Source organism: Paenibacillus methanolicus, from assembly GCF_008124765.1.
Classification (GTDB): Bacteria; Bacillota; Bacilli; order Paenibacillales; family Paenibacillaceae; genus Paenibacillus_Z; species Paenibacillus_Z methanolicus.
On the sequence record NZ_VNHS01000002.1, the window covers coordinates 479,420 to 501,282 of the forward strand.

The window sequence follows — 21,863 nt, forward strand, 5'->3', positions numbered from 1 at the left end:
TTCACGGGATGAAGACGCGGCAGCCCGGCTTGGCGAAATACGTCCGGGCCGCATCGTACCCTGACTTGTATAAGGCATCGCTTTCCTGGGTCGTCAGATCGAAGTCGGTGGAACGCATGCCGAGCGTCGGGATTTTGATCGCGCGCTCGCGGTTCTGCTTCTCGATGTACCGCTCGTCGTGCGCCTGCAGCATCGTCTCGAACATCGCTTGAAACATCGTAACCGGACCTCGGATGACGCGGGGTTCGGTTTCGTTTTTTCCGACGAGCTGATAGCCGACGACCGGCGTCCTCCGTCCCCCTTCTCCCTGTTCCGGATCGAACAGCCAGAGCGGAAAATTGCTTAACAGCCCGCCGTCGACGATATACGCCCACATTCGGCGAGCGCTCTTATTATCTCCCCGCTGCTGCCGCGGCAACCTCAGCCGAACCGGATCGAAGAAATACGGAATGCTCGCGCTCATGCGCACGGCCGCGGCTACCGGCATGCGGCCGGGATCGAGCTGGTAATCCGCGATATCGTCCGGAAGAACCAACAGCTTTCCGTTCGTGATATCGGATGCGACGATCTTGAGCTTCCCTGCCGGCAAATCGTCGAATGTGCGGATCCCCTTGGCAGCAAGCAGGCTCGTTATCCAATACGTTAATCCTTCGCCGCTATATAAGCCGCCCTTAATGAACAACCTCGCGGCCGGGCCGATCAGCTTCACCCGGTAAAGTCCTCCACGGCTCAAAAACGACCGGAACGGGGTCCCCTCCACGATACGCCTCAATTCCTCCGCCGTATATCCAGCGGCTAGCAGCGCCGCAATGATCGAACCCGACGAGGTACCCGCCACCCGACCGAACGCGATCCCCTTCTCTTCCGTCGCTTTGATCGCGCCAACCAAGCCAATTCCTTTTACGCCTCCGCCCTCGAAGACGGCATTAATGGTCGTCATCGCTTCCCTCCCGCCCCTTCAGCGCTCTTCGGTGCCGAATGTCGGCGTTTCTTTCGCGCTGAAGCGTCAGGTCATGTATATGCGGGCGAAGCTTGGCACTGGTCGTGCCCGGGCAAACATGCGGCAACAAAAAAAACCGCCCCTCCCCAGTCGGGGCGGGCGGCCGATGCCAAGACTCGCTATTCGTTATCCAACTCGGAGCGAAGCGCGCGCAATTCTTCCAGTCGATGCGGGTCGCGCCGGAAATACTCGACGAGCGTCTCGATGCATGTAATGGAATCCCAGCTCAAGTGGTGCTCGATTCCTTCCACGTCTGCGTAAATATTGGCTTCCTGGACGCCGATCATCGTCAAGAACGATTCCAGCAGCTGATGCCGGTCGACCAGCCGCTTACCCATCTTCTTGCCTTTGTTCGTCAAGACGAGTCCGCGATACTTCTCGTAAATCAAGTAATCGTCCTTGTCCAGCTTCTGAATCATCTTCGTCACGGAGGACGGATGCACTTCCAATCCTTCCGCTATATCGGATACGCGCGCGTAACCTTTCTCGTCAATAAGCTTATAAATGCGCTCCAAGTAGTCTTCCATGCTTGGCGTCGGCATTGAAAGAACCCCCATTCAACCATCGTCCTTACGCAGTGCCAAGGCCGCGTGTTCCTGCCACGGCCCTCATCTCTTCGGGGCGCACGGCTCGTCCATCGCAAGCGGGCCACCCGCTTTTACACTCTATGTATCATACAATGCCGCGGACGCCCGAAGCAACCTCGAGCGGAACTTTCCATGTTTGTCCCTTCCTTCGTCGGCGTAAACTAGCCGCAGGTACAGAATCTGCCCGAGGAGGAAGCCGCAAATGAGCACGACCACGCTGGAACGTCCAGCAGCCGCCCGCAAAGCCGCATCGTCATTCGTGCCGGAGCTCGTGTTTTTCGAGCCGGCCGCCCTGGAATATCCGAAAGGAAAGCGCATCATGGAGTGGGTACAGCAAACCGGCATCCCCTATCGGATGACGACATCGCATAATCGGATCACCAACTTGCCGGGCGATTCCGAGCTGGAACAATATAAAATCGCCAAGCGCACGCTCGTCGTCGGCCTGCGCAAAACGCTCAAATTCGACACGTCCAAGCCATCCGCCGAATATGCCATTCCGATCGCGACCGGCTGCATGGGCCACTGCCACTACTGCTATCTGCAGACGACGCTCGGGGCCAAGCCGTATATTCGAGTCTACGTCAATACGGACGAAATCATCGAGGCCGCGCGCGCCTACATTGCCGAACGCGAGCCGGAGATCACCCGATTCGAGGCTGCCTGCACGTCGGACCCCGTCGGGCTGGAACCGATTACGGGCAGTCTGGCGGAGCTGATCGAATTCATGGCGGATCAGGAGCATGGCAGACTGCGCTTCGTCACGAAATTCCACCATGTCGACTCGCTGCTCGGTCTGCGCCATAACGGTCATACGCGCATACGGTTCAGCGTGAACGATAAATATGTCATTAAACACTTCGAGCCGTCTACGTCTCGGTTCGAGGATCGGATCGAAGCGGCGGCGAAAGTCGCGCGCGCCGGCTATCCGCTCGGTTTCATCGTCGCGCCGATCATCTGGCACGAAGGTTGGGAGGAAGGTTACGCCGAGTTATTCGCATCGCTTGCGGAGGCGCTGCCCCGGGATGCGCACGCCGGTCTGACCTTCGAGCTCATTCAACACCGGTTCACGAAGACGGCGAAGGGCGTTATCGAGAAGCGGTACCCGAAGACGAAGCTGGAGATGGACATCGAGAAGCGCAAGTACAAATGGGGCCGCTGGGGGCAGGGCAAGTATGTATACCCCGATGAACAAGCAGATGCGCTCCGCATGTATATCTCGGAGCGCATCTTTGACCATTTTCCCGATGCCACGATCGATTATTTCACTTAGAACTTCAGCCATTCCGGCGTAATGCCGTTGAGGTAAATCGTAATCTGCGTCATCTGGTCCGTGAAGAGCAGGAAGCCCATCAAGATCATGACGGCGCCGCCGACCTTCATCATGATAGCGGAATACTTGACGATCCAGCGCGCCGTGCCGATGAAGAAGGCCAGGACGAAGAACGGAATCGCGAATCCGAGCGAATAAGCGGTCGTCAGTTGGAACCAGGTTCCCGGCTCCGAAGCGGCCAGCGCCAGAATGGCGGCGAGTATCGGTCCCGTGCACGGCGACCAGCCGGCGGAGAAGCCGATGCCGAAGATCAACGAGGCGAAATAGCCGGATTTCTTCATCCGCGTATCGAACTTGCGTTCCTTCAGCAGGACGCGGGGCTGGATCAGCCCCGTCAAGATCAATCCCATGAGGATAATCAATACGGCCGATAGTTGGCGAATGAGCGACTGGTATTCGGAGAACAAATCGGCGAAGGCGTTCGTGCCGTAACCCAGCGTGTAATACACGATCGAGAAACCAAGGATGAAGAACAACGTATGGGTCATCGTTTTGATCCGTATGCTTGCCCCGGGCTTGTCGCTCTTGAGGTCCGTCACGGATACGCCGGTTATGTACGACAGATACGATGGGTACAGCGGCAAGCAGCATGGCGAGATGAACGAGGCGAACCCCGCCCCGAACGCCATCCAAATATTTACGTCAGACATGTGTATCCACTCCCACCTGGCATTAAGCTTTGCGTCTTCGGAAGGTAAGCAGCAGCAGAAGCATCGCGATGAGCAGCATGACGATCGTGCCGCCCGGCGCCAAATTCCACACGCCCGCCATAATCAGACCTCCGATGACGGCGATCTCTGCAATGACGACGACCGTCACGATCGACTGTCTGAAGCTTCTGGCGAACACGAGGCTGCAGGCTGCCGGAATGGTGAGCAGCGCCGATACGAGCAGCGCGCCGACGATCTTGATCGAGACGCTAATGACGAGCGCGGTTAGCACGCTGATCATCATATTGAAGTATTTCGTGGGCAACCCGCTCACCGCGGCCGCATCTTCGTCGAACGAAATAAGAAACAGTTCTTTGGCATGGAGCGCAACGGCGACCAATACGACGAGCGTCACGATGCCGATCAGCATGAGATCCAAATCGTCCAGCGTGTAAATGCTGCCGAACAGATACCCTTCCACGTTGATGCCCGGTCCCGTCTCGAGCGAGAACAGCAACGATGCCAGCGCCACGCCGCCCGACATGATGATGGCGATCGACAGCTCCGCGTAGGACTTGTACGCCTTGCGGAGCTTCTCGATCGCGAAGGTGGCCGCCAGCGCGAATACGAGACCCACCGCGAGCGGGTAGACGCCGATAATAAACCCGAGCGCAACGCCGGCAATGGAGACGTGCGAGAGCGTATCGCCGATCATCGATAGCCTGCGCAGCACGAGGAACAACCCCATTAACGGGGCTGTCACGCCGATCAGAATGCCGCCGATCAGCGCTCTTTGAAAAAATTCGCTTGTTAAGATTTCCAACTGGACACGCTCGCTTTCCCGTTCTCCGATCGCTGCCGCAGCTCCCGAAGGCTGTGCGTCAAATTGGACTCGCGGCAGTCTTCTAAATCATGGGAGTGTTTCACGTACAGCTTGATCTTCCCGCTCTCTTGTTTCGGCTGCTCCCCAATGTAAGAACGAACCCAATCCATGTCGTGGGACACGAGAAGAAACGTGATGTTATGATGTTGATGCATATGCTTGATCAAGTGGAAAAATCCTTGCTGCGTCTCCGCGTCGATCCCGACGGTAGGCTCGTCCAGAATAAGCAGCGCCGGATTATTAATCAAAGCTCTGGCCAGAAAAGCCCGCTGTTGCTGGCCTCCGGACAGCTCCCCGATCCGCTTGGACGCCAAATCCTCGATGTTCATCGCATGAAGCGCCTCGTCGCATTTTAGTTGATCCGCTTTGGTCACCCGCTTGAACAGCTTGTTCTTATTGTAAAGCCCGGATAGTACAACCTCGCGTACCGTCGCCGGAAACAGCGGGTTAAAGCTGTTCTTCTGCGGCACGTAGCCGATCCGGTTCCATCCCCGGAAACGCTCGATTGGCTCGCCGAACAGCTTGATGCTGCCGCTATCGGGCTTGAGCAGGCCGACGATCATCTTTAGCAGCGTCGTCTTGCCCGCGCCGTTCGACCCGATCAATCCGACAAAATCGCGTTCTTGCACCGCAAAGCTCAAATTCGATAGAACGGGCTTTTGCTGATACGCGAACGACAAATCGTTCACTTCAATAATGTTCTGATGGCAGAACGGCTGTTGAATGACGTTAAGCATCGCCGCCGCCTCCTTGTCCGACCTGATATGTCGATATTATTGGAGCGCCTTGACCAGGTTCTCCAGATTGCGTTCCATAAGCGTGACGTAATCGTCGCCAGCGCTCTCTTGTTCTTTGGTCAATCCTTCGGCCGGATTCAGCACCAGCGTCTCGGCCCCGGTCTCCCTCGCGAGCGTCTGGGCTAGCTCGGCCGATACGAGTTCCTCGAAGAAAATATGCGTGATGCCTTTCTCTTTCACGAATTTCGCGATCTCCAGCAAATCCTGCGCCTTCGGCTCCGCGTCCGGCGACAGGCCCATGATCGCCACCTGATTCAATCCGTAGTCGCGGGCAAGATAACCGAATGCCTGATGCGTCGTGACGATGTCTTTCTTCTTCGCCGCGCCGAGCTTGGCGGTGAAGTCCGCATCCAGCTTCGTCAGACGTTCCTTGAGCGTCTTGTAATTCGATTCGAATGCCGCTTGATGCGCCACGTCCGCTTCGCTCAGCGCCTTCAGCACGTTATCGGCCATCACGAGCATGGAACGGGGGCTTACCCAGGTATGAGGGTCGTGCTCGCCGGCATGATCGTGCGCATGCTCTTCCTCTTCGTGCTCTTCGGCTGCATGTTCCTCTTCCGCGTGTTCGTCCGCCGCGTGTTCCTCTTCCGCATGCTCGGCGTGCTCTTCGCCGGACGCCTCGATGAGGGCAATGCCTTCGCTAACCGCTTTGGTCTTGAGCGCACCGTCCTTCGGCAGGCCTTGGAGAAAATCATCTACCCAAGTTTCAAGCCCTGCACCATTATACAACAAAAGCTGCGCTTTGGATGCCGTATTCAAATCTTGGCTCTTCGGCGTCCAATCGTGCGGCTCCACGCCGGCTGGAATCAGGTTCACGACGTTGACCGCATCGCCGCCGATCGATTTCGCCAGGAAATACACGGGATAGAAGCTCGTCACGACATTCATCTGGTCATCCTTCAGTCCGGTTGCCGCTTCATTCTTGCCACAGCCCGCCATAACAAACAATAAAGCGACCAGCACGGTCGCCGTCAACTTTTTGCTCATACGCATTCTTCTCACTTACTTGCACCTCATATCGTAGATAAAATGAACAATACCTTAGTATAACCAAAAACGTTAATCGTAAGACTTACGTTTCACATTATATCGGCCGTTGTTCGCCTTGTCAACGAAATGGAGGCTGCACGCATGCGTGCAGCCTCCGGGGACGTTCACTGTTATTTCACAATCGCGCCATTTGGCATTTCGTCCGGCGCCGTGGCCAGCGTCAGCTGATCGCCGTGCGACGCCGCGAGAATCATCCCTTGCGACAGCTCTCCTCTGAGCGTCACCGGCTTCAAATTCACGACGCAAATGACTTTGCGGCCGACCATCTGCTCGGGCGTGTAGAACTTCGCGATGCCCGACACCACTTGACGCTGCTCGTAGCCCAGATCGAGCTGGAGCTTCAGAAGCTTGTCGGCCTTCTTCACCGGTTCGGCCGCGATGACCTGCGCCACGCGCAGCTCGACTTTGGCGAAATCGTCGATCGCGATCTCGTCTTTATGCTCGACGGCTTCGCCTTCCGCCGCCCCCTGTACCGTAGCCGGTGCTCCTGCGGCCGCCGGCGCTTCTTCCGATGCCGTTGTTCCGCCCTTCATTGCATTGGCAATATACGCAATTTCTTCCTCCGCGTCCAACCTCGGGAAGATCGGCTCGGCCTTCGTCACGCGCGTTCCGCCCGGGATCAAGCCGAACGTCTTGACGCTCTCCCATCCGGCGAGACTCGCATCCTCCGGCAGTCCGAGCTGCTCTCGGATACGGGCCGGCGTGCTGGTCAGGAACGGCTGCAGCAGCACGGAGATGATCCGCAGCGATTCCGCCAGATGGTACATGACCGAAGCGAGCTCTCCCCGCTTCGCCTCATCCTTCGCGAGCGTCCAAGGCTGCGTCTCGTCGATATATTTGTTCGTGCGGCTAACCAACTGCCAAATTTGAGTCAGCGCCACCGAGAACTCCATGTTGTCCATCGCCGCTTCGACTTGAGCGGAGGTGCTCGTCGCCAGCTCGGCGAGCGGCGCGTCGAACGCCGTAACGCTGCCATCGTAAGCCGGGATCTCGCCATCGAAATATTTGCCGATCATCGCGATCGTCCGGTTCAGCAGGTTGCCAAGGTCGTTCGCAAGGTCGAAGTTGACGCGTTCCACGAAGCTCTCCGGCGTGAACAAGCCATCCGAGCCGAACGGCACTTCGCGGAGCAAGAAGTAACGAAGCGCATCGAGGCCGTAACGGTCGATTAGCGTTACCGGATCGACGACGTTGCCTTTGGACTTGGACATTTTGCCGTCCTTCATCAAAATCCAGCCGTGCGCGAAAACCTTCTTCGGCAGCGGCAAGTCCAGCGCCATCAGCATGATCGGCCAATAAATCGTATGGAAGCGGACGATTTCTTTGCCGACCAGATGCACGTCCGCCGGCCAGAACTTGTCGTATTGGCTCGGGTCGGCCGAGTTGTAGCCGAGCGCCGTGATATAGTTGCAGAGCGCGTCGATCCAAACATAGATAACGTGCTTCGGATCGCCTTCCACTTTAACGCCCCAGTCGTACGTCGTGCGAGACACCGCCAAGTCTTCGAGGCCCGGCTTGATGAAATTGTTAATCATCTCGTTCTTGCGCGATTCCGGCTGAATAAACGACGGGTTCTCTTCATAAAATTGAAGCAATCTGTCCGCGTATTTGCTCATCCGGAAGAAATAGCTCTCTTCCTTGACGAGTTCGACCGGGCGGCCGCAGTCCGGACACTTGTTGCCGTCGACCAACTGGCGCTCCAGGAAGAACGACTCGCACGGCGTACAGTACCAGCCCTCGTATTCGCCTTTGTAGATATCGTCCTGCTTCAGCAGGCGATCGAAAATTTTGGCGACCGCTTCCTTATGGCGAACTTCCGTCGTGCGGATAAAGTCGTCGTTGGAAATATTCAGTTTGCGCCACAGGTCCTGAATGCCGACGACGATATCGTCCACGAATTGCTGCGAGGATTTGCCGCTCTCCTTCGCCTTGCGCTCGATCTTCTGCCCATGCTCGTCCGTGCCGGTCAAATACCAAACATCGTAGCCGCGAAGCCGCTTGTAACGCGCCATCGCATCGCCGGCCACCGTCGTGTACGCGTGACCGATGTGCAGCTTGTCGCTCGGATAATAAATCGGGGTCGTAATATAGAATGTGTTGTTCTTGTCGCTCATGGCAAGATCGCCTCCTATAGTTAATGGGCAAAATAAAAAGCTTCCATCCCGTATGGGACGAAAGCTTGTAAGCTCACGCGGTACCACCCAAATTCCATCCGCCCTTCCAGGCGAAAGCTCATGAATCGCTCAACCCCGCGAGGGCGAGCGGATGACCTGTAACGCGGCCGAAACGCCGCCCCCTAGCCGCCGACGCGGATCGAAAGCGGATTCTCCCGGACCATCTTCCACAAGCGGGCCTTGCCGGTTCGCAGCTGCCCCGGCTCTCTGAGAAGGACCTATCCCGTGTACTTATCCGTTCATCGAAAATGGTATTGAAACCTCTTATTCCAAATGATACCGAATCGGACAAACCAATGTCAAGCGCGTCGCTTCTCGGAAGCCGGCGGCACGTAATCGAGCCCTCCGGGATGGAACGGATGGCAGCGGCAAATCCGCTTCACGGCCAGCCATGAACCCTTCGCCGCGCCGTGCTTCTCGATCGCTTCAAGCGCATAGGCGGAACAAGTCGGGTAGAACCGGCATGTCGGCGGCTTGATCGGCGAAATAAATTTGCGGTAGAAATGAATAGGTCCCTGGATCACTTTGCGCATGAGTCTTCCTCTCTCCTCAAGCAGTATGCGTACGACTATTGTAAATCATTCTCGAGGCGAAAGCACGCCTGCCCGTCTGCCTCGTCCAATGAAAGAAGCCCGCCATCTCGGGGACGGCGGGCTTCCGGTTCATGCAAATAAGTTGAAAAAGTGCTGTAAACTTAGTATCTCACTTCTGGCATTGGCAAGAACAGCATCGCCAGCGGCAGGAAGCTGCCCGAGGCGAGCGTGAATTTGATTTCGACCGTCTCCTCGGTGCTGCCCGTCCGGTAGAGAACGGCTGCCTCGCTGTTGTTCAAGAGGACGGACTTATTCGTCACCGTGACGAGCTGCCCGTTCACGAGAAACGCGCCCGTATATACGCCGCCGCGAGGGTTAAGCGCAATAACGGTATTCGGCGCGACGTGGTTCAGTTTCATCGTGTACATGACGCCGAAATTGCCGACGTTCAGCTCGTTGACGCCGCTCGTGTAATCATAGCCGAACAAATACGAGTCCATCGTGCGGTCGCCGAGCGTGATTCTGTTCGCTTCATAGCCAAGCTGGTCGTTGATCTCGATCGTCCGGTTGGCGTTATTGAACGTGCCCCGAACATGCTTGCCGTCGCGCGGCATCACCGTCAGCCAAGGCAGATAAGCGATCGGATCCTTGTCCGCAGCCACGACGACGACGTCGTAGACCAGTTCCTGGTCCGAATACAGATCCGCATACGCGGAGTAGATCTGATTTGCTTTGATCGGCACTTTGCTCAGCTCGGGCAGGAGCACGACCGTCTGGCCCGGCTTGATCGCCGTCCAGTTCGGCGAGGCGTTGTTCGCGATCGACTGCAGGTAGCGAACGACCGACAGTTTGCCGGTGTTTTCCACATAGGCATCCGGGCCGCCGATGCCGAACGTGCTCGTATTGACATTGGCCGTCGTGCCGTTCCGGTTCGTCGCCAGCAGATACATACGAACCGGGTACCCGATTTGGTTGTAGTTGTGAAACAAGAAGCGCACGTGGCCTGTCAGCTGATCCTCGTAAGCGATGCCTTCGCTGATGAGCGTCTCCGGACTATTACTGCGCACCAACTGCGCCGTATCCGATTCAATGGCATATTTAATCGAAGGGTATTGTAATACGGCGGCGCCGTTCACCGTGAACTTATCGCCCACGTTCGCGAATAGACGGCCATATTCTTCCTTCGTATAAAGCACTTCTTCCGTCACCGTAATCGTCTTCGTCACGGTGCCTGTCAGCCCGTGGCTATCCGTTACTTCCAGCGTGACCGATTTGTCCCCCGCTTCGAAATACGCGTCGCCGTCCGGCCGTCCGATATATTTCGTCTTGACGATCGCATTCTCGTCATCCGTACTGAGATCGGTGAACAAAATCTTCTCCCCGATCCGGTACTTTTCGCGCTCTACCTTGAATTCCGCCACAGGCGGCTGATTCGGCGGCAATACCTCTATCGTGACCGAATACGGAACGCTCCATTCCCCCGTTACGTCCTGCACCTGCCGAGTAATCGTATGAATGCCCGCCTCGTAGAAAATCTCCTCTTTGCCCGTCCATTGTTCATTCACGAACGGCTGCCCCGTCTGATTCGTCGACCGATCGACATACGTCACGATTGTTTCGCCCGCGTAAATTTTGGACGTCGTCACTTCGAAATTCGCCGTCGGCTTCGTGCTCCAGGCGAGCGTAATCGTCGTCCCCGTCAGATTCAGTTGGCTATCCGTCATGTTGGACCATGTTCGAATCGGCACCATCATCGAGCCGCCCAGCGCGAACGGCGCAAGCGGCGCCACGACCGCCTTTCCATCACGCGTAATCGTCTTCCGGTCCGCCTTGAAACGAAACTCGTGCAGCGCGTTCTTCACGACCGATTCCCTCGTCTTCGCATCATACGAGACGTTATAGCCATATTGATCGGCTACCGACTTGAGCGGAATGAAGGACGTGCCGCTCTTGGCCGTAACCGGTTGGGCCGACATCGAACTGACGCCGTTCTTGATCATCATCTTGCTGTTCAGCTTCAAGATCAGCTGATTCGCCCCTTGGGCCGCCGATACCGAAGCGCCGGCGACACCGATCGGTGCGGCCAACAGCGACAAACTCAGCAACCATTTCAAAGATTTCATGTCTTGTCTCCTTCTTCCGCTAGTTGAACGCTGATGTTCGTGATTGGCGAACGCGATTCCCGTCCGCCGGTCAAACCCACGCCAACTTAAACGTCAAAGAGAGCGATAAAGTTTCGCTCTCTTGTCGAAAAGACATTAGATGGACACAATTCTCAGGAATGGATGCCGATCCGGCATTAGCCGTTCACGCGCATATTGATCAGGAAGCTTGCCGCCATGCAGACAAACGCAACCGCGGTGAGAATGCCCGCGATATTCCGGGTAAGAATCGCTTTGCGAAGCGGTTCCGCCCGTCCTTCCAGCCGCCTGATCGCGACCGTTCGATGCGCGAACATATAGAAAATCAGCAGCGCGACAAAGACCAGGTTAACGAGAAACCAAATTTGCTGCCACACGTATAATCAACCTCCAATTGGACAAAGCATAACGCTTCAACTAGACTAGACTGTATCGGATTACGCGGAGGATTGCAACCGCAGTTTAAGCATTTGCTAGCGGGAGGAAGCTACACATGAAGACTAATCGGACCTTGCTCGTATTACGCCGAACCATTATTTACGGCACATGCGCGGCTGCGCTGGCGATCTCGCTAAGCGGCTGCGCCGGAGAGACGAAGAATTCGACGAACGCCAACGCCCATGCAGGCCACGAAGATGCGCATTTGCCAAACGGCGATCTGCGTCAAACGACGGCCGGCGTTGAGACGCTGCCGGGTTTTCTGACCGACGCCCACGGCGTAATCGTCCAGGCTTACCAAGCCGCGGCCGCTTCGCAAGACGTGCTCGCCTACATTCCGTGTTACTGCGGCTGCGGCGATTCGGCCGGCCACCGCAGCAACCTGGAATGCTTCATTAACGAGACGAAGCCCGACGGATCGGTGACGTGGGACGATCACGGCACCCGCTGCGGCACGTGCATGGAGATCGCGGTTCAAGCCGCCGTCATGAAACAAGAAGGCAAAAGCGTCGCGGACATTCGCAGCGCGATCGAGACCAAATACAGTTCGCAAGCCCAATATGCGACGGATACCCCAATTCCGCCGGCTTCCTAAGAACAACAAAGAGAGGAATACGCACCGATGACGATGGCAAACGAACAACTTTCATCCCCTTCGGCAGGCGCGCCGACAGCGCCGTTCGCCGGATTTAACCAAGACGATTTCGACGTATTCGCCGTACCGGGCCTTGAGGCTCGCATGTCGCTGCTTATCGAGCGGATTCGGCCCAAGCTGTTCGAGCTTGGCGACCGTCTAGCGCCAGCGCTGACCGAGCTGTGCGGCGAGACGATCTACGCGCATGTCGCCAAGCACGCGCGCCGCACGATTAATCCGCCGAACGACACGTGGGTCGCTTACGCGCCGAACAAGCGCGGCTACAAAGCTTTCCCCCATTTTCAAATCGGCCTGTTCGGCTCCCACGTATTCGTCCAGTTCGCGATTATCTATGAATCGGACAAGAAGACCGTATTCGCTGATCATGCGCTGAAGCAAATCGACGATATCATGACGCATATCCCCGCGCACTACGCGTGGTCGGGCGATCACATGGTGCCGGGCGGCGACCTGCAGGGCGAGCTCGGCGAGGAAGGACTGCGGGCGCTGCTGGAACGATTGAAGAAAGTGAAAGCTTCCGAGGCGCTCTGCGGCATTATCATCGACCGCCAGGACCCGCTGCTGCAAGACGGCGAAGCATTCGTCGCCAAAACCTTGGAGACGTTCCGCACCGTGCTGCCGCTGTATAAAATGTCCTGGTAATAACGTGTCGCCACATAGACTCGTCTTTTCCTTTCGGCGGCGAGACAAGCAAAAGAGCACTGTCCCAGGCGGGACGGTGCTCTTTTGCTCATGTCTTTTTCGGATACTTCGCGAGATCGTTCCGTTATGCCGCATGCTCGATGCGGCTGGCCGCGCGGCGTTCTCTTCTCGATTTGCGGAAGAAGAACAACTCGTAGACCACCGGCACGATGACGAGCGTCAGCACCGTTGCCACCGTCAGACCGCCGATGACGACGATCGCCAGGCTCTGGGAGACGATGCTACCGCTTTCGGCGGAGCCGAATACGAGCGGCAGCATGGCGCAGATCGTCGCGACGGCCGTCATGAGAATCGGGCGCATCCGCGTGGACGCGGCTTCGACGAGGGCGTCGCGCACCGTCATCGTCTCCTCGTTCTGTTTCACCCGGTCGATCAACACGATCGCGTTGGTGACGACGATGCCCACCAACATGAGCGCGCCGAACATCGCCGTGAAGTCCGGCGAAATGCCCGAGACGAGCAGCCCGACGATCGCTCCGATTGCGGCCAGCGGCAGCGAAAACATGATGGCCAGCGGCGCTCGCAGCGTCCGGAACGTAATGACCATGATGAGGTACACGATCCCGATCGAGATGAGCGCGGTCATGCCAAGATCCGCGAAGTCGTTCGCTTGCTGAGCGGATGCGCCGCCGATCACGAACTCGACGCCTTCCGGCGCTTGGAGCGCATCGACTTTCTTCGTAATTTCCGCGCCGACGACCGACAACCGGCTAGGCTCGACCTCTGCCGTCACGCGGATATACGGCTTGCCGTCTTTGTGGTAGAACGTCGTCGCTTCTTCGGTCTGCGTCAGCTTCGCGATCGCGGACACCGCGACCGGCCCGCTGTCCGCCATGACCGTCAAGCCGTTCAAATCGGCTTCGCTCGCCGGATTGACCGATGGCTGCAGGATGACCATCGTTTGGCGACCTTCCAAGGACACGGCGCCAACCGGGATCGGATTGAGCAGCGCCTGAAGCTGGGAAGCGATCTCAGCCCCCTTCGCTTTGACCGGGTCCAGCGCGAAGGTGTAGACCGATTTCTTCTCTTCTTGATTCGATTTGACTTTCAAGACGTCCTTCACCGGCTGGATGGCGGCCATCACCTGCGCCGCTCCGTCTTCCAGCGTTGTCGCATCATCGCCGACAATGTCGACCGTGACGCTGGTGGAACCGCCGCCGCCCATCATGCTGGCAGCGGATGCGTTCAATTCGGCGCCCGCATAGTTCGCGCGCTCGGCTTTAACGGCCTCGATCACTTTCTCGGCGTCCGCGCCGTCTTTCATCTGCACGTTGTAAGTAACGAGCGTCGGGGATGACACTTGACCGAACTTCGCGTTATCCGCGCTGTTGCCGTTGGAGAGCAGCACCCACTCCACTTCGTTTCGTTCGTTAAGCGTCTTCTCCAGCTTTCGGCCGTTCTCCAGCACTTGCGCATGCGGCGTCTTCGACGGATATTCCAGCGTAACGTTCAAGCTCTCCGCGCTGGACGAATCCAGAGCAGCCTTGGGCATTGCGAAATACGCGCCGATCGAACCGAAGAACAGCAAGCCGGCAATAAGCAGCGGCACCCATTTATGCTTGAGGTTCCACGTCAAGAAGCGCGAGAACCGCTTCGAGCCTTCGTGCTCGACCATGCGCGTGCCACGTAGGAATACGGCGCTCAGCAGCGGCACGACCGTCAGCGCGACCAGCAGCGAAGCGAGCAGCGAATAGGTTACCGTCAGCGCGAACGGAAGCAGGAACGCTTTCAGCGAACCGCCGAGCAGGCCAAGCGGCATGAATACCGCAACGGTCACGAGCGTGGAGGACGTAATCGCCGACGCGACTTCTTTGGTCGAGTCGATGATAAGCTGCGGCGAGAACGACTCCTTCTGCAAGCGCCGGTAGATATTCTCGATGACGACGATGCTATCGTCGACGAGACGGCCGACCGCCACGGCTACGCCGCCCAGCGTAATGATGTTCAGCGTGACGCCCGAGGCGTGCAGCAGATACAGCGTAATGCCGAGGGACAGCGGGATCGACACGATCGTGACGAGCGTAGCCCGGATGTTGCGCATGAACAATAGGATGACGATTGTCGCGAACAGCGCGCCCATCAGCACTTCTCGCATCATGGAATTGACCGAATGGACGACCTGATCCGCCGTGCTAAGCAATACTTTGGCTTCGACGCCCTTCATCTCTTCATTGATCTTGTCGGCCAGCGCTTCCGCGTCTTTGCCTACCGAGACGGCATTGGCGTTCGCCGTCTTGGAAATACTCAGCATCAGAACGTCCTTGCCCGCGAGGCTGCTGATGCTATCCTGCTGCTCGCTCAGCTTCACCTCGGCGACGTCGCCAAGCGCGATGCCCGGCGCGACCTGCAGCTTGCGCAGCGTCTCTATATCGGCGATATCGGCGCTCACGTTAATGTTGCTCGACTCGCCGGCGATGTCCTTCTCTCCGACGGCCGCCTGCGCCGAGCGATTTTGCAGCACGCCCATCAGCGCTTGAACGGGGATTCCCTTCTCCGCCAGCTTCTTCGTATCCGGCACGATGGATACGGTAGGCTGCGATTTGCCGCTCAAGCTAACCTCGCCCGCTCCATCGATTTTCTTGAAATCGTTCACGATTTTCTTCTCGGCCTCTTCTCGTTCCGCCTTGCTCATGTTGGCATCAAACGCGAACGTCACCAAGGAGATCGGAATCATCGACGTATTGAATTGCACGACATACGGCGCGGATACGTTCTCCGGCAGCTGAACGGCCGCTGCGGCCCGCTCGATTTCCGCTTTCGCATCCTTCATATTCGTATCGGAATCGAAATTCAGGTTCACCTGCGAAAAACCGTTGCCCGTCGTCGACTCCATCGTCGTCTTGCCTTTCGTAAACTGGAGCGCCTCCTCCAGTTTGGCGGTAACCTGGGTTTCCATCGATTTCGCGTCGTACCCTTGCCCGATGACCGCGACCGTCACCTGCGGATTATCCGCCTCCGGCAGAAACTCCATCGGCAGACGAAAATAGCTGACGACCCCCATGACAAGCGCCATCAATACGACGATGATCATCGCCGCTCTGTTCTTGAACGCCCACTTCGTAATTGCTTGCATGCCCCTCTTGGCTCCCTTCAACTTCTTTCTACTCGGAGAACTTCTTGCTAAAGCTTACCGTTTTCGCCGGAGCGTCAAAAACGTCTGCAGACTAATCTTTGCCCCGGTCTCGGGACGGATGCCTCCTTCCGGCTGAAGGTTGAAACGCGTATGTAAAAAACCGTTATTCTCGCTTGCCCGGTAGCGGGAAAGCAAGAATAACGGTCATGGATGGGGCGGTATCGAGAAGCCGCTAAGAAGCAGCCGTCGTCTTGGCCGGCGCGGCCGAACGGTCGATCATCCGGAAGCGCATGAGCAGCAGCAGCGCTGCCAGCGAGAGCAGGCCGCCAACCAGAAAAGGCAGCTGCAGATCAAGCCTGAACAAAAACGTGCCCAACAGCGGTCCGATAATCCGGCCGAGCGAGTCCATCGAGGAACTGAGACCGGAGGCGGTTCCCGTGCCCACGGTCGTCTTCTGCGTAATCAACGATGTGACGCATGGGCGGATTAACGCGTTGCCGATTCCGAAGATCGCCAAATAGGTCGTCGCCGTCCAGAAGCTATGCGCCGTCATCAGCAGGAGAAAGCCTGCCGCGGAGACGACCAGACCGATCGCGATGTACTTAGGCTCGTCCCCTTTGCGAATCATGCGTCTGACGACACCGCCTTGGATCAGCGCGCCGACCAGCCCGCAGATGAGGAACATCACGCCGACGTCAAGCGGCGTCACGTCGAATCGTACAATTCCGAAGAGCTGGAGCGTCGACTCGAGCCCCGCAAGGGAGAACGAGACGAACAGCGCCAGCACGTACAAATATTTGACCGAACCGGTGAACGCGGTCCAGCGCGATGCCCTCCGTTCGCCTTGCGTCCTGTTCTCCGGCGGATGTGATTCCGGTAACTGCGTGACGGCAAGCAGGAAGGTCGCGAGCGCCAACGCGGACGCGGCGTAGAACGGCGTATTATTGGACACCAGGCTTAGCAGACCGCCGAAACCGGGACCGATCGTGAAACCCAGTCCGATCGACATGCCGACCAGCCCCATGCCCTTCGTGCGTTGGTCCGGCGGCGTAATATCCGCCACGTAAGCGACGATGACCGACGTCACCGCGCCGGAGAACAACCCGCCCACAATGCGGGAAACGTACATTAACACCATATTGCCGTCGGCTATGCCGAAGACGAGGAAGCTCGCGGCAAAGCCGAGCACCCCAACGAGTATGACGGGACGCCGTCCGATCCGATCCGACAATCCGCCCCATAGCGGCGAAAGCAAAAACGAAATCGCCGAATAAATCGATAACATCCATCCGGTATGCAGCTCGTAGGCGCCCGGACTCGAGGCCTTGATCAGCTCCGGCAATACCGGGATGATGATCCCGAACCCGATGAAGGTCGTCATCAGGATCAGCATGACAACGAGAAGTCGTTTATCCTTCATTATCCATTCCTCCACCCTGTTATCGTACCACAACCGCCGGGCGTCTGGTTATGAACAAATGAAGAACAAACAACAGCAGCATGACCGATCCGCTGACCAAGAAAGGCGCGTGGGGACCGAACGAATCGAACAATCTGCCCGACAAAATGCTGCCCGCGACGACGCCCAATCCTTCGATCGTCAGGAAGAATCCCCACACCGCGCCGCGCTCGGATTTCGGAATCGCTTCGGCGATCAACGCGTTCCACGCCGGAATAATCATCGCATAGCCAAGCCCGACAACCGCCACGATGGCGAGCACGAGCGGAAGATTGCGCGTGAAGCCGAGCATCGGCAGCGAGATGGCGGACAGAATGAAACCGACATGAAGAAACCATTTGGTCCCGACTTTGTCGACCCATTTGCCCACCGGGATTAGCCCCAGCACCGTCACCGCGCCGCCCGCTACCAAATACATGCTGTATTGCTGCGGCGTCAGATGAAGCACCGTGCGGGCATATAGCGTCAGCACGGGCGTAAGCAGGCCGAGCGCGAAGTTCTGAATGAACATCGCCGGATAAAGCAGCCAACTGGCATGCACGGAGGCGCGGACTTGCGCAAAATAACTTCCGATTCGCTCCCCCAGCGGCGCTTTGCGCTCTCCTCCGGCATGAAGGACCGCAGGCGCTTCCTTCCCTTCGATCTCGCGAGATTTCGAGCGGCCCGGCAGCAGCAGCGCAACGAACACGACGACGACCATCATGCCGATCAAAAGACGAAATGCCGGCGCGAAGGAATGCAAGATGAAGAAGTTGATAACGACCGGTCCGATCCCGACGCCCGTCAACCAAGCCATGTAGACGACGCTCATGATCGATCCGCTCGCTTCGTTGCCCGCAACGGCAGTGGCGCCCGTAATTACGCACGGCCACAGCGGGGATGTGCCCACGCCCAACAGGAGGCAAGCCAGCACGATCCACCCAACGCCTTCGGTTAGCGACACGATCGCCACGGACGCGAACGTCAGTATAACTCCGAACAACATAACCATCCTATAGCCTAGACGGTCGATGATCCACCCGAGCGGGCTTCGGAACGCGTTATCGCCTATATATTGAAGCGCAAGCGCCCAGCCGATGGCGTAAGCCGAGAATCCGAGCACCGTCCCCATATAGACGGGCAAGATAGAGACCATGAGCGCCCCCTTCACGAACTCGACCAGAAACATGATGATGAGTAGCTGGAGGACAAACGGCGAACTCAGCACCTTTTTGCCTGCCCAGCCGGCGGAAATTTTCATATGGACTCCCCTTTCGGTACGATCAAGGCGAAACGGCTGTCGCCGTCTTATAACGGCGATATTAGTTTCGTTCCGTAGAAATACAAGATGACTTATATGCGTGAAACCTATAAATTCTTGTATTTCAAGGCGAAACGGCTGTCGCCGTCTTATAACGGCGATATTAGTTTCGTTCCGTAGAAATACAAGATGACTTATATGCGTGAAACCTATAAATTCTTGTATTTCAAGGCGAAACGGCTGTCGCCGTCTTATAACGGCGATATTAGTTTCGTTCCGTAGAAATACAAGATGACTTATATGCGTGAAACATATAAATTCTTGTATTTCGAGTGAACCGGCTTCGCCTAAGTGGATTGGCTTGCGTTCACACTCCAAGAAATTAGGAATGCAACATTCCGCGACGGAGAAATACATGTTGCTTTATAAGCGTCAAACTTATGCATTCATGTATTTCGGAAAAGAACGCGGACGCCCGCGGTCCGGCTCCGTCAGGAAACGACGGGGAAAGCCGCGCCGCTGCTGAAGCTTCGCGAATTCCGGTACTCCTTCAGTGTCAACAAAAAAGTTGCTTGCAATCCCCCCTGATTTTGCTATACTCAAGCTTGTTTGCGAGTAAGACGATAATTTGACGAAAGGCTGGGATGAAGCGAAATGGATCATACCCGGACCCCGCTGTTCAGCGCGCTGCGCGAACATGCGGCACAGAACCCCGTGCAATTCCATATACCCGGACATAAGAAAGGCCAGGGCAGCGACCCTGAATTCCGGGCGTTTATCGGCGATAACGCGCTGTCGATAGATTTGATTAACATCGCGCCGCTTGACGACCTGCACCAACCGACAGGCGTCATTGAAGAAGCGCAAAAATTGGCAGCCGATGCGTTCGGAGCCGATTATACCCTTTTTTCCGTTCAAGGAACAAGCGGCGCGATCATAACGATGATTATGTCGGTCTGCTCGCCGGGCGACAAAATCATCGTGCCGCGCAATGTGCATAAATCGATTATGTCCGCGATCATCTTCGCCGGCGCGCGTCCCGTATTCATCTCCCCGGCGCGCGACGCGAATCTCGGGATCGATCACGGCATTACGACGCGCTCCGTCAAGCGAGCGCTCGAGAAGCATCCCGACGCCAAAGCCGTACTGGTTATTAACCCGACCTACTTCGGCATATGCGCGAACTTGAAAGAAATCGTCGATCTGGTCCACAGCTACGACATACCGGTCCTCGTCGACGAAGCGCACGGCGTGCTCATTCACTTCCATGAGAACCTCCCGATGTCGGCCATGCAAGCCGGGGCGGATATGGCGGCGACCAGCGTGCACAAACTCGGCGGCTCCATGACCCAAAGCTCCGTGCTGAACGTTCGCAAAGGCCGGGTCAACCAGCATCGCGTGCAGACGATTATCAGCATGCTGACGACGACGTCGACATCCTACATTTTGCTCGCCTCGCTGGACACGTCCCGCCGTCATCTGGCGCTGAATGGACATGCTATCGCCAGCAACGCGATCGAACTGGCGGAAGCCGCTCGCGCGCAAATTAACGAAATTCCGGGTCTCTATAGCCCGGGCAAAGAAATTCTGGGCGGCGAAGCCACATTCGACCTCGATCCGACGAAAGTCATCGTTCATGTCCGCCATCTCGGCATTACCGGCTACGAATGCGAGAACTGGCTGCGCGACAACTTTAACCTCGAAGTCGAATTGAGCGATATGTACAACATTCTCGCCCTCGTCACGCCGGGAGATACGCAGGACTCCGTGAATACGCTCGTCGCGGCGCTTCGCGCCATGGCCGACGCGCATAAAGGACGCAACGAAGTGCAGGAACTCGTGGTCAAGATTCCCGAAATTCCGCAGCTTTCCCTCACGCCGCGCGACGCGTTCTACGGCGATACGGAAGTCGTGCCGTTCAAAGAATCGGCCGGCCGCATCATTGCCGAATTTATCTATGTATATCCCCCGGGCATTCCGATCCTCCTGCCGGGCGAGGTTATTTCGCAAGAGAATATCGACTACATCGTCGATCACGTCGAAGTCGGATTGCCGGTCAAAGGACCGGAAGACCGCAGCATCCAATTCGTGAAAGTCATCGTCGAAGAAGAGGCCATTTTCTAGGACAACCCTTCATGGTCTTGGTCCCCTTCGAACAATCTGCCGAGAGCGTCATGCTCTCGGTTTTTTGCGCGGCTCTCCATATTGTATCCTTTCGGAACCTCGTGCTAAGATGAGAAGGGGGTGAGGTTGGAATGAGTCAAAGCGCTTACATAACCTTGGTTAACGGCTCCGTGACGAACAGGCTTACGCTGGAAGAGGTGAAGGAACGACTGCATGCGTATCGCGAACAGCTTGCCTTGACCGGCCGTCAGCTAGGCTGGTCCTACGCGGATGCGGCCTTCCCGTACACCATCGAGACGAAACCCGGCGAGGCATGGTTTTATTTGAAAGGCTCCGACCCGCTTTACCGCTATATTTTGTTCGGCATCGGCACCCGCTCCGTCGTGGATGAGACCACGCCATCCGCGCATTATATTCAAGTCGCGCTGCCCGACGATGCCACTCATGGCGACAAAGCCAAGGGCAATGAGCTGTGCAAGCATTTGGCCAAGAGTTTGAAGGCGGAACTGCGCCTTTTTAACGGCCGGACCATCTATTATAATCCGCGCAAATAGAGCATGTCGTCGCTCGTGCCGCCGCGCACAAAAAACACCGGAACCCTAGGGTCCGGTGTTTGCTGTTATATCGCCTATTAAGCCTGTCCGTTCTCGCGCGCCGCGATTTCGTCGTAGATCCGCGTTACGCGATCCCACTCCGCATCGTCTTCGATTCCTACGAGGAATGCTTCGTCATTCTCTTCTTCAATACGGAAAATAACGCCGTCTTCCTCCGGATCATTGCGGTCGATCAAGACAGCATATGCTTGCTCTTCCGATTCAAACGTGTAGACCATAACCATCTCACGCTCGGTTCCTTCTTCATCGGTTACGACAAAGACATGCTCCTCATGCTCGTGGTCTTCGCCACATCCGCAATTGTCGTCATGTTGATGTTCGCTCATGGTATACCCTCATTTCAAAGTCTAATTGCCTTTCTTTCGTATCGTAACATGAGACGCATTGCCCGGTCAAACAAAAGAGCCTTC

19 protein-coding genes are annotated in these 21,863 nt (G+C 56.8%); 5 read left to right on the forward strand and 14 right to left on the reverse strand.

Features of this window, described 5'->3' with window-relative positions:
• Window position 1: 1 nt before the first annotated feature.
• Window positions 2-940 carry a patatin-like phospholipase family protein gene (locus BCM02_RS07145; protein WP_148928374.1) on the reverse strand — a complete coding sequence of 313 codons (939 nt, stop codon included), beginning with the start codon at window positions 938-940 and terminating at the stop codon, window positions 2-4.
• Between the two features lie 179 nt (window positions 941-1,119).
• Window positions 1,120-1,542 (reverse strand): transcriptional regulator MntR, encoded by a 423-nt coding sequence (gene mntR, locus BCM02_RS07150; RefSeq protein ID WP_148928375.1) that lies wholly within the window; start codon window positions 1,540-1,542, stop codon window positions 1,120-1,122.
• Between the two features lie 247 nt (window positions 1,543-1,789).
• On the opposite strand from mntR, the gene splB reads away from it, so the two are divergent.
• Window positions 1,790-2,860: a spore photoproduct lyase gene (gene splB, locus BCM02_RS07155; protein WP_148928376.1), complete on the forward strand. Its 1,071-nt coding sequence runs from the start codon at window positions 1,790-1,792 to the stop codon at window positions 2,858-2,860.
• On the opposite strand, the gene BCM02_RS07160 is transcribed toward splB, so the two are convergent.
• From BCM02_RS07160 to BCM02_RS07195, 8 genes are all read right to left on the reverse strand, one after another.
• Window positions 2,857-3,570: a cytochrome c biogenesis CcdA family protein gene (locus BCM02_RS07160; protein ID WP_148928377.1), complete on the reverse strand. Its 714-nt coding sequence runs from the start codon at window positions 3,568-3,570 to the stop codon at window positions 2,857-2,859. The two genes, splB and BCM02_RS07160, sit on opposite strands and share 4 nt — an antisense overlap.
• Before the next feature lie 22 nt (window positions 3,571-3,592).
• Entirely contained in the window at window positions 3,593-4,393 is an 801-nt protein-coding gene (locus tag BCM02_RS07165; RefSeq protein WP_148928378.1) for a metal ABC transporter permease, read from the reverse strand.
• The gene (locus BCM02_RS07170) at window positions 4,381-5,190 is read right to left on the reverse strand and encodes a metal ABC transporter ATP-binding protein (protein ID WP_148928379.1); all 810 of its coding nucleotides are present in this window, start codon (window positions 5,188-5,190) and stop codon (window positions 4,381-4,383) included. Before BCM02_RS07170 ends, BCM02_RS07165 begins: the two co-directional genes overlap by 13 nt.
• A gap of 36 nt (window positions 5,191-5,226) precedes the next feature.
• On the reverse strand, window positions 5,227-6,237 hold the full coding sequence (locus tag BCM02_RS07175) for a metal ABC transporter solute-binding protein, Zn/Mn family (RefSeq protein ID WP_342791297.1): 1,011 nt from the start codon (window positions 6,235-6,237) through the stop codon (window positions 5,227-5,229).
• 173 nt (window positions 6,238-6,410) lie between these two features.
• Window positions 6,411-8,414 carry a methionine--tRNA ligase gene (gene metG / locus BCM02_RS07180; protein ID WP_148928380.1) on the reverse strand — a complete coding sequence of 668 codons (2,004 nt, stop codon included), beginning with the start codon at window positions 8,412-8,414 and terminating at the stop codon, window positions 6,411-6,413.
• A gap of 359 nt (window positions 8,415-8,773) precedes the next feature.
• Window positions 8,774-9,007 carry a membrane protein insertion efficiency factor YidD gene (gene yidD / locus BCM02_RS07185; protein ID WP_148928381.1) on the reverse strand — a complete coding sequence of 78 codons (234 nt, stop codon included), beginning with the start codon at window positions 9,005-9,007 and terminating at the stop codon, window positions 8,774-8,776.
• A gap of 161 nt (window positions 9,008-9,168) precedes the next feature.
• On the reverse strand, window positions 9,169-11,130 hold the full coding sequence (locus BCM02_RS07190; RefSeq protein WP_148928382.1) for a stalk domain-containing protein: 1,962 nt from the start codon (window positions 11,128-11,130) through the stop codon (window positions 9,169-9,171).
• Between the two features lie 176 nt (window positions 11,131-11,306).
• On the reverse strand, window positions 11,307-11,525 hold the full coding sequence (locus BCM02_RS07195; RefSeq protein ID WP_148928383.1) for a hypothetical protein: 219 nt from the start codon (window positions 11,523-11,525) through the stop codon (window positions 11,307-11,309).
• A gap of 116 nt (window positions 11,526-11,641) precedes the next feature.
• Between BCM02_RS07195 and BCM02_RS07200 the strand changes: the two genes are divergently transcribed.
• Window positions 11,642-12,181, forward strand: a complete 540-nt coding sequence (locus tag BCM02_RS07200) for a PCYCGC motif-containing (lipo)protein (RefSeq protein ID WP_148928384.1) — start codon at window positions 11,642-11,644, stop codon at window positions 12,179-12,181.
• Window positions 12,182-12,214: 33 nt separating this feature from the next.
• Window positions 12,215-12,883, forward strand: coding sequence for a YktB family protein (locus BCM02_RS07205; protein ID WP_148928748.1), 669 nt, complete (start codon window positions 12,215-12,217; stop codon window positions 12,881-12,883).
• A 124-nt stretch (window positions 12,884-13,007) separates the two neighbouring features.
• On the opposite strand, the gene BCM02_RS07210 is transcribed toward BCM02_RS07205, so the two are convergent.
• From BCM02_RS07210 to BCM02_RS07220, 3 genes are all read right to left on the reverse strand, one after another.
• Window positions 13,008-16,016: an efflux RND transporter permease subunit gene (locus tag BCM02_RS07210; protein WP_148928385.1), complete on the reverse strand. Its 3,009-nt coding sequence runs from the start codon at window positions 16,014-16,016 to the stop codon at window positions 13,008-13,010.
• 232 nt (window positions 16,017-16,248) lie between these two features.
• Window positions 16,249-17,436, reverse strand: coding sequence for an MFS transporter (locus BCM02_RS07215; protein WP_148928386.1), 1,188 nt, complete (start codon window positions 17,434-17,436; stop codon window positions 16,249-16,251).
• 19 nt (window positions 17,437-17,455) lie between these two features.
• Complete coding sequence (locus tag BCM02_RS07220) at window positions 17,456-18,715, reverse strand: MFS transporter (protein WP_148928387.1); 1,260 nt, start codon at window positions 18,713-18,715, stop codon at window positions 17,456-17,458.
• Between the two features lie 654 nt (window positions 18,716-19,369).
• Here BCM02_RS07220 and BCM02_RS07225 point away from each other — a divergent pair.
• Together BCM02_RS07225 and BCM02_RS07230 are read left to right on the forward strand one after the other, a co-directional pair.
• The gene (locus BCM02_RS07225; RefSeq protein WP_148928388.1) at window positions 19,370-20,839 is read left to right on the forward strand and encodes an aminotransferase class I/II-fold pyridoxal phosphate-dependent enzyme; all 1,470 of its coding nucleotides are present in this window, start codon (window positions 19,370-19,372) and stop codon (window positions 20,837-20,839) included.
• Window positions 20,840-20,970: 131 nt separating this feature from the next.
• A complete protein-coding gene (locus BCM02_RS07230; protein WP_148928389.1) occupies window positions 20,971-21,393 on the forward strand; it encodes a DUF1885 family protein in 423 nt (140 codons plus the stop codon).
• 77 nt (window positions 21,394-21,470) lie between these two features.
• On the opposite strand, the gene BCM02_RS07235 is transcribed toward BCM02_RS07230, so the two are convergent.
• Window positions 21,471-21,779, reverse strand: a complete 309-nt coding sequence (locus tag BCM02_RS07235; protein WP_148928390.1) for a DUF1292 domain-containing protein — start codon at window positions 21,777-21,779, stop codon at window positions 21,471-21,473.
• Window positions 21,780-21,863: the final 84 nt, after the last annotated feature.

Bases quoted from the DNA above. Each gene is read 5' to 3' on its own strand.
- BCM02_RS07220 (WP_148928387.1), bottom strand. From the start codon at position 18,715: ATGAAAATTTCCGCCGGCTGGGCAGGCAAAAAGGTGCTGAGTTCGCCG.
- BCM02_RS07160 (WP_148928377.1), bottom strand. From the start codon at position 3,570: ATGTCTGACGTAAATATTTGGATGGCGTTCGGGGCGGGGTTCGCCTCG.
- BCM02_RS07235 (WP_148928390.1), bottom strand. From the start codon at position 21,779: ATGAGCGAACATCAACATGACGACAATTGCGGATGTGGCGAAGACCAC.
- BCM02_RS07225 (WP_148928388.1), top strand. From the start codon at position 19,370: ATGGATCATACCCGGACCCCGCTGTTCAGCGCGCTGCGCGAACATGCG.
- BCM02_RS07230 (WP_148928389.1), top strand. From the start codon at position 20,971: ATGAGTCAAAGCGCTTACATAACCTTGGTTAACGGCTCCGTGACGAAC.
- BCM02_RS07170 (WP_148928379.1), bottom strand. From the start codon at position 5,190: ATGCTTAACGTCATTCAACAGCCGTTCTGCCATCAGAACATTATTGAA.
- BCM02_RS07210 (WP_148928385.1), bottom strand. From the start codon at position 16,016: ATGCAAGCAATTACGAAGTGGGCGTTCAAGAACAGAGCGGCGATGATC.
- BCM02_RS07205 (WP_148928748.1), top strand. From the start codon at position 12,215: ATGGCAAACGAACAACTTTCATCCCCTTCGGCAGGCGCGCCGACAGCG.
- mntR (WP_148928375.1), bottom strand. From the start codon at position 1,542: ATGCCGACGCCAAGCATGGAAGACTACTTGGAGCGCATTTATAAGCTT.
- BCM02_RS07200 (WP_148928384.1), top strand. From the start codon at position 11,642: ATGAAGACTAATCGGACCTTGCTCGTATTACGCCGAACCATTATTTAC.
- yidD (WP_148928381.1), bottom strand. From the start codon at position 9,007: ATGCGCAAAGTGATCCAGGGACCTATTCATTTCTACCGCAAATTTATT.
- BCM02_RS07175 (WP_342791297.1), bottom strand. From the start codon at position 6,237: ATGAGCAAAAAGTTGACGGCGACCGTGCTGGTCGCTTTATTGTTTGTT.
- BCM02_RS07190 (WP_148928382.1), bottom strand. From the start codon at position 11,130: ATGAAATCTTTGAAATGGTTGCTGAGTTTGTCGCTGTTGGCCGCACCG.
- BCM02_RS07145 (WP_148928374.1), bottom strand. From the start codon at position 940: ATGACGACCATTAATGCCGTCTTCGAGGGCGGAGGCGTAAAAGGAATT.
- BCM02_RS07215 (WP_148928386.1), bottom strand. From the start codon at position 17,436: ATGAAGGATAAACGACTTCTCGTTGTCATGCTGATCCTGATGACGACC.
- splB (WP_148928376.1), top strand. From the start codon at position 1,790: ATGAGCACGACCACGCTGGAACGTCCAGCAGCCGCCCGCAAAGCCGCA.
- metG (WP_148928380.1), bottom strand. From the start codon at position 8,414: ATGAGCGACAAGAACAACACATTCTATATTACGACCCCGATTTATTAT.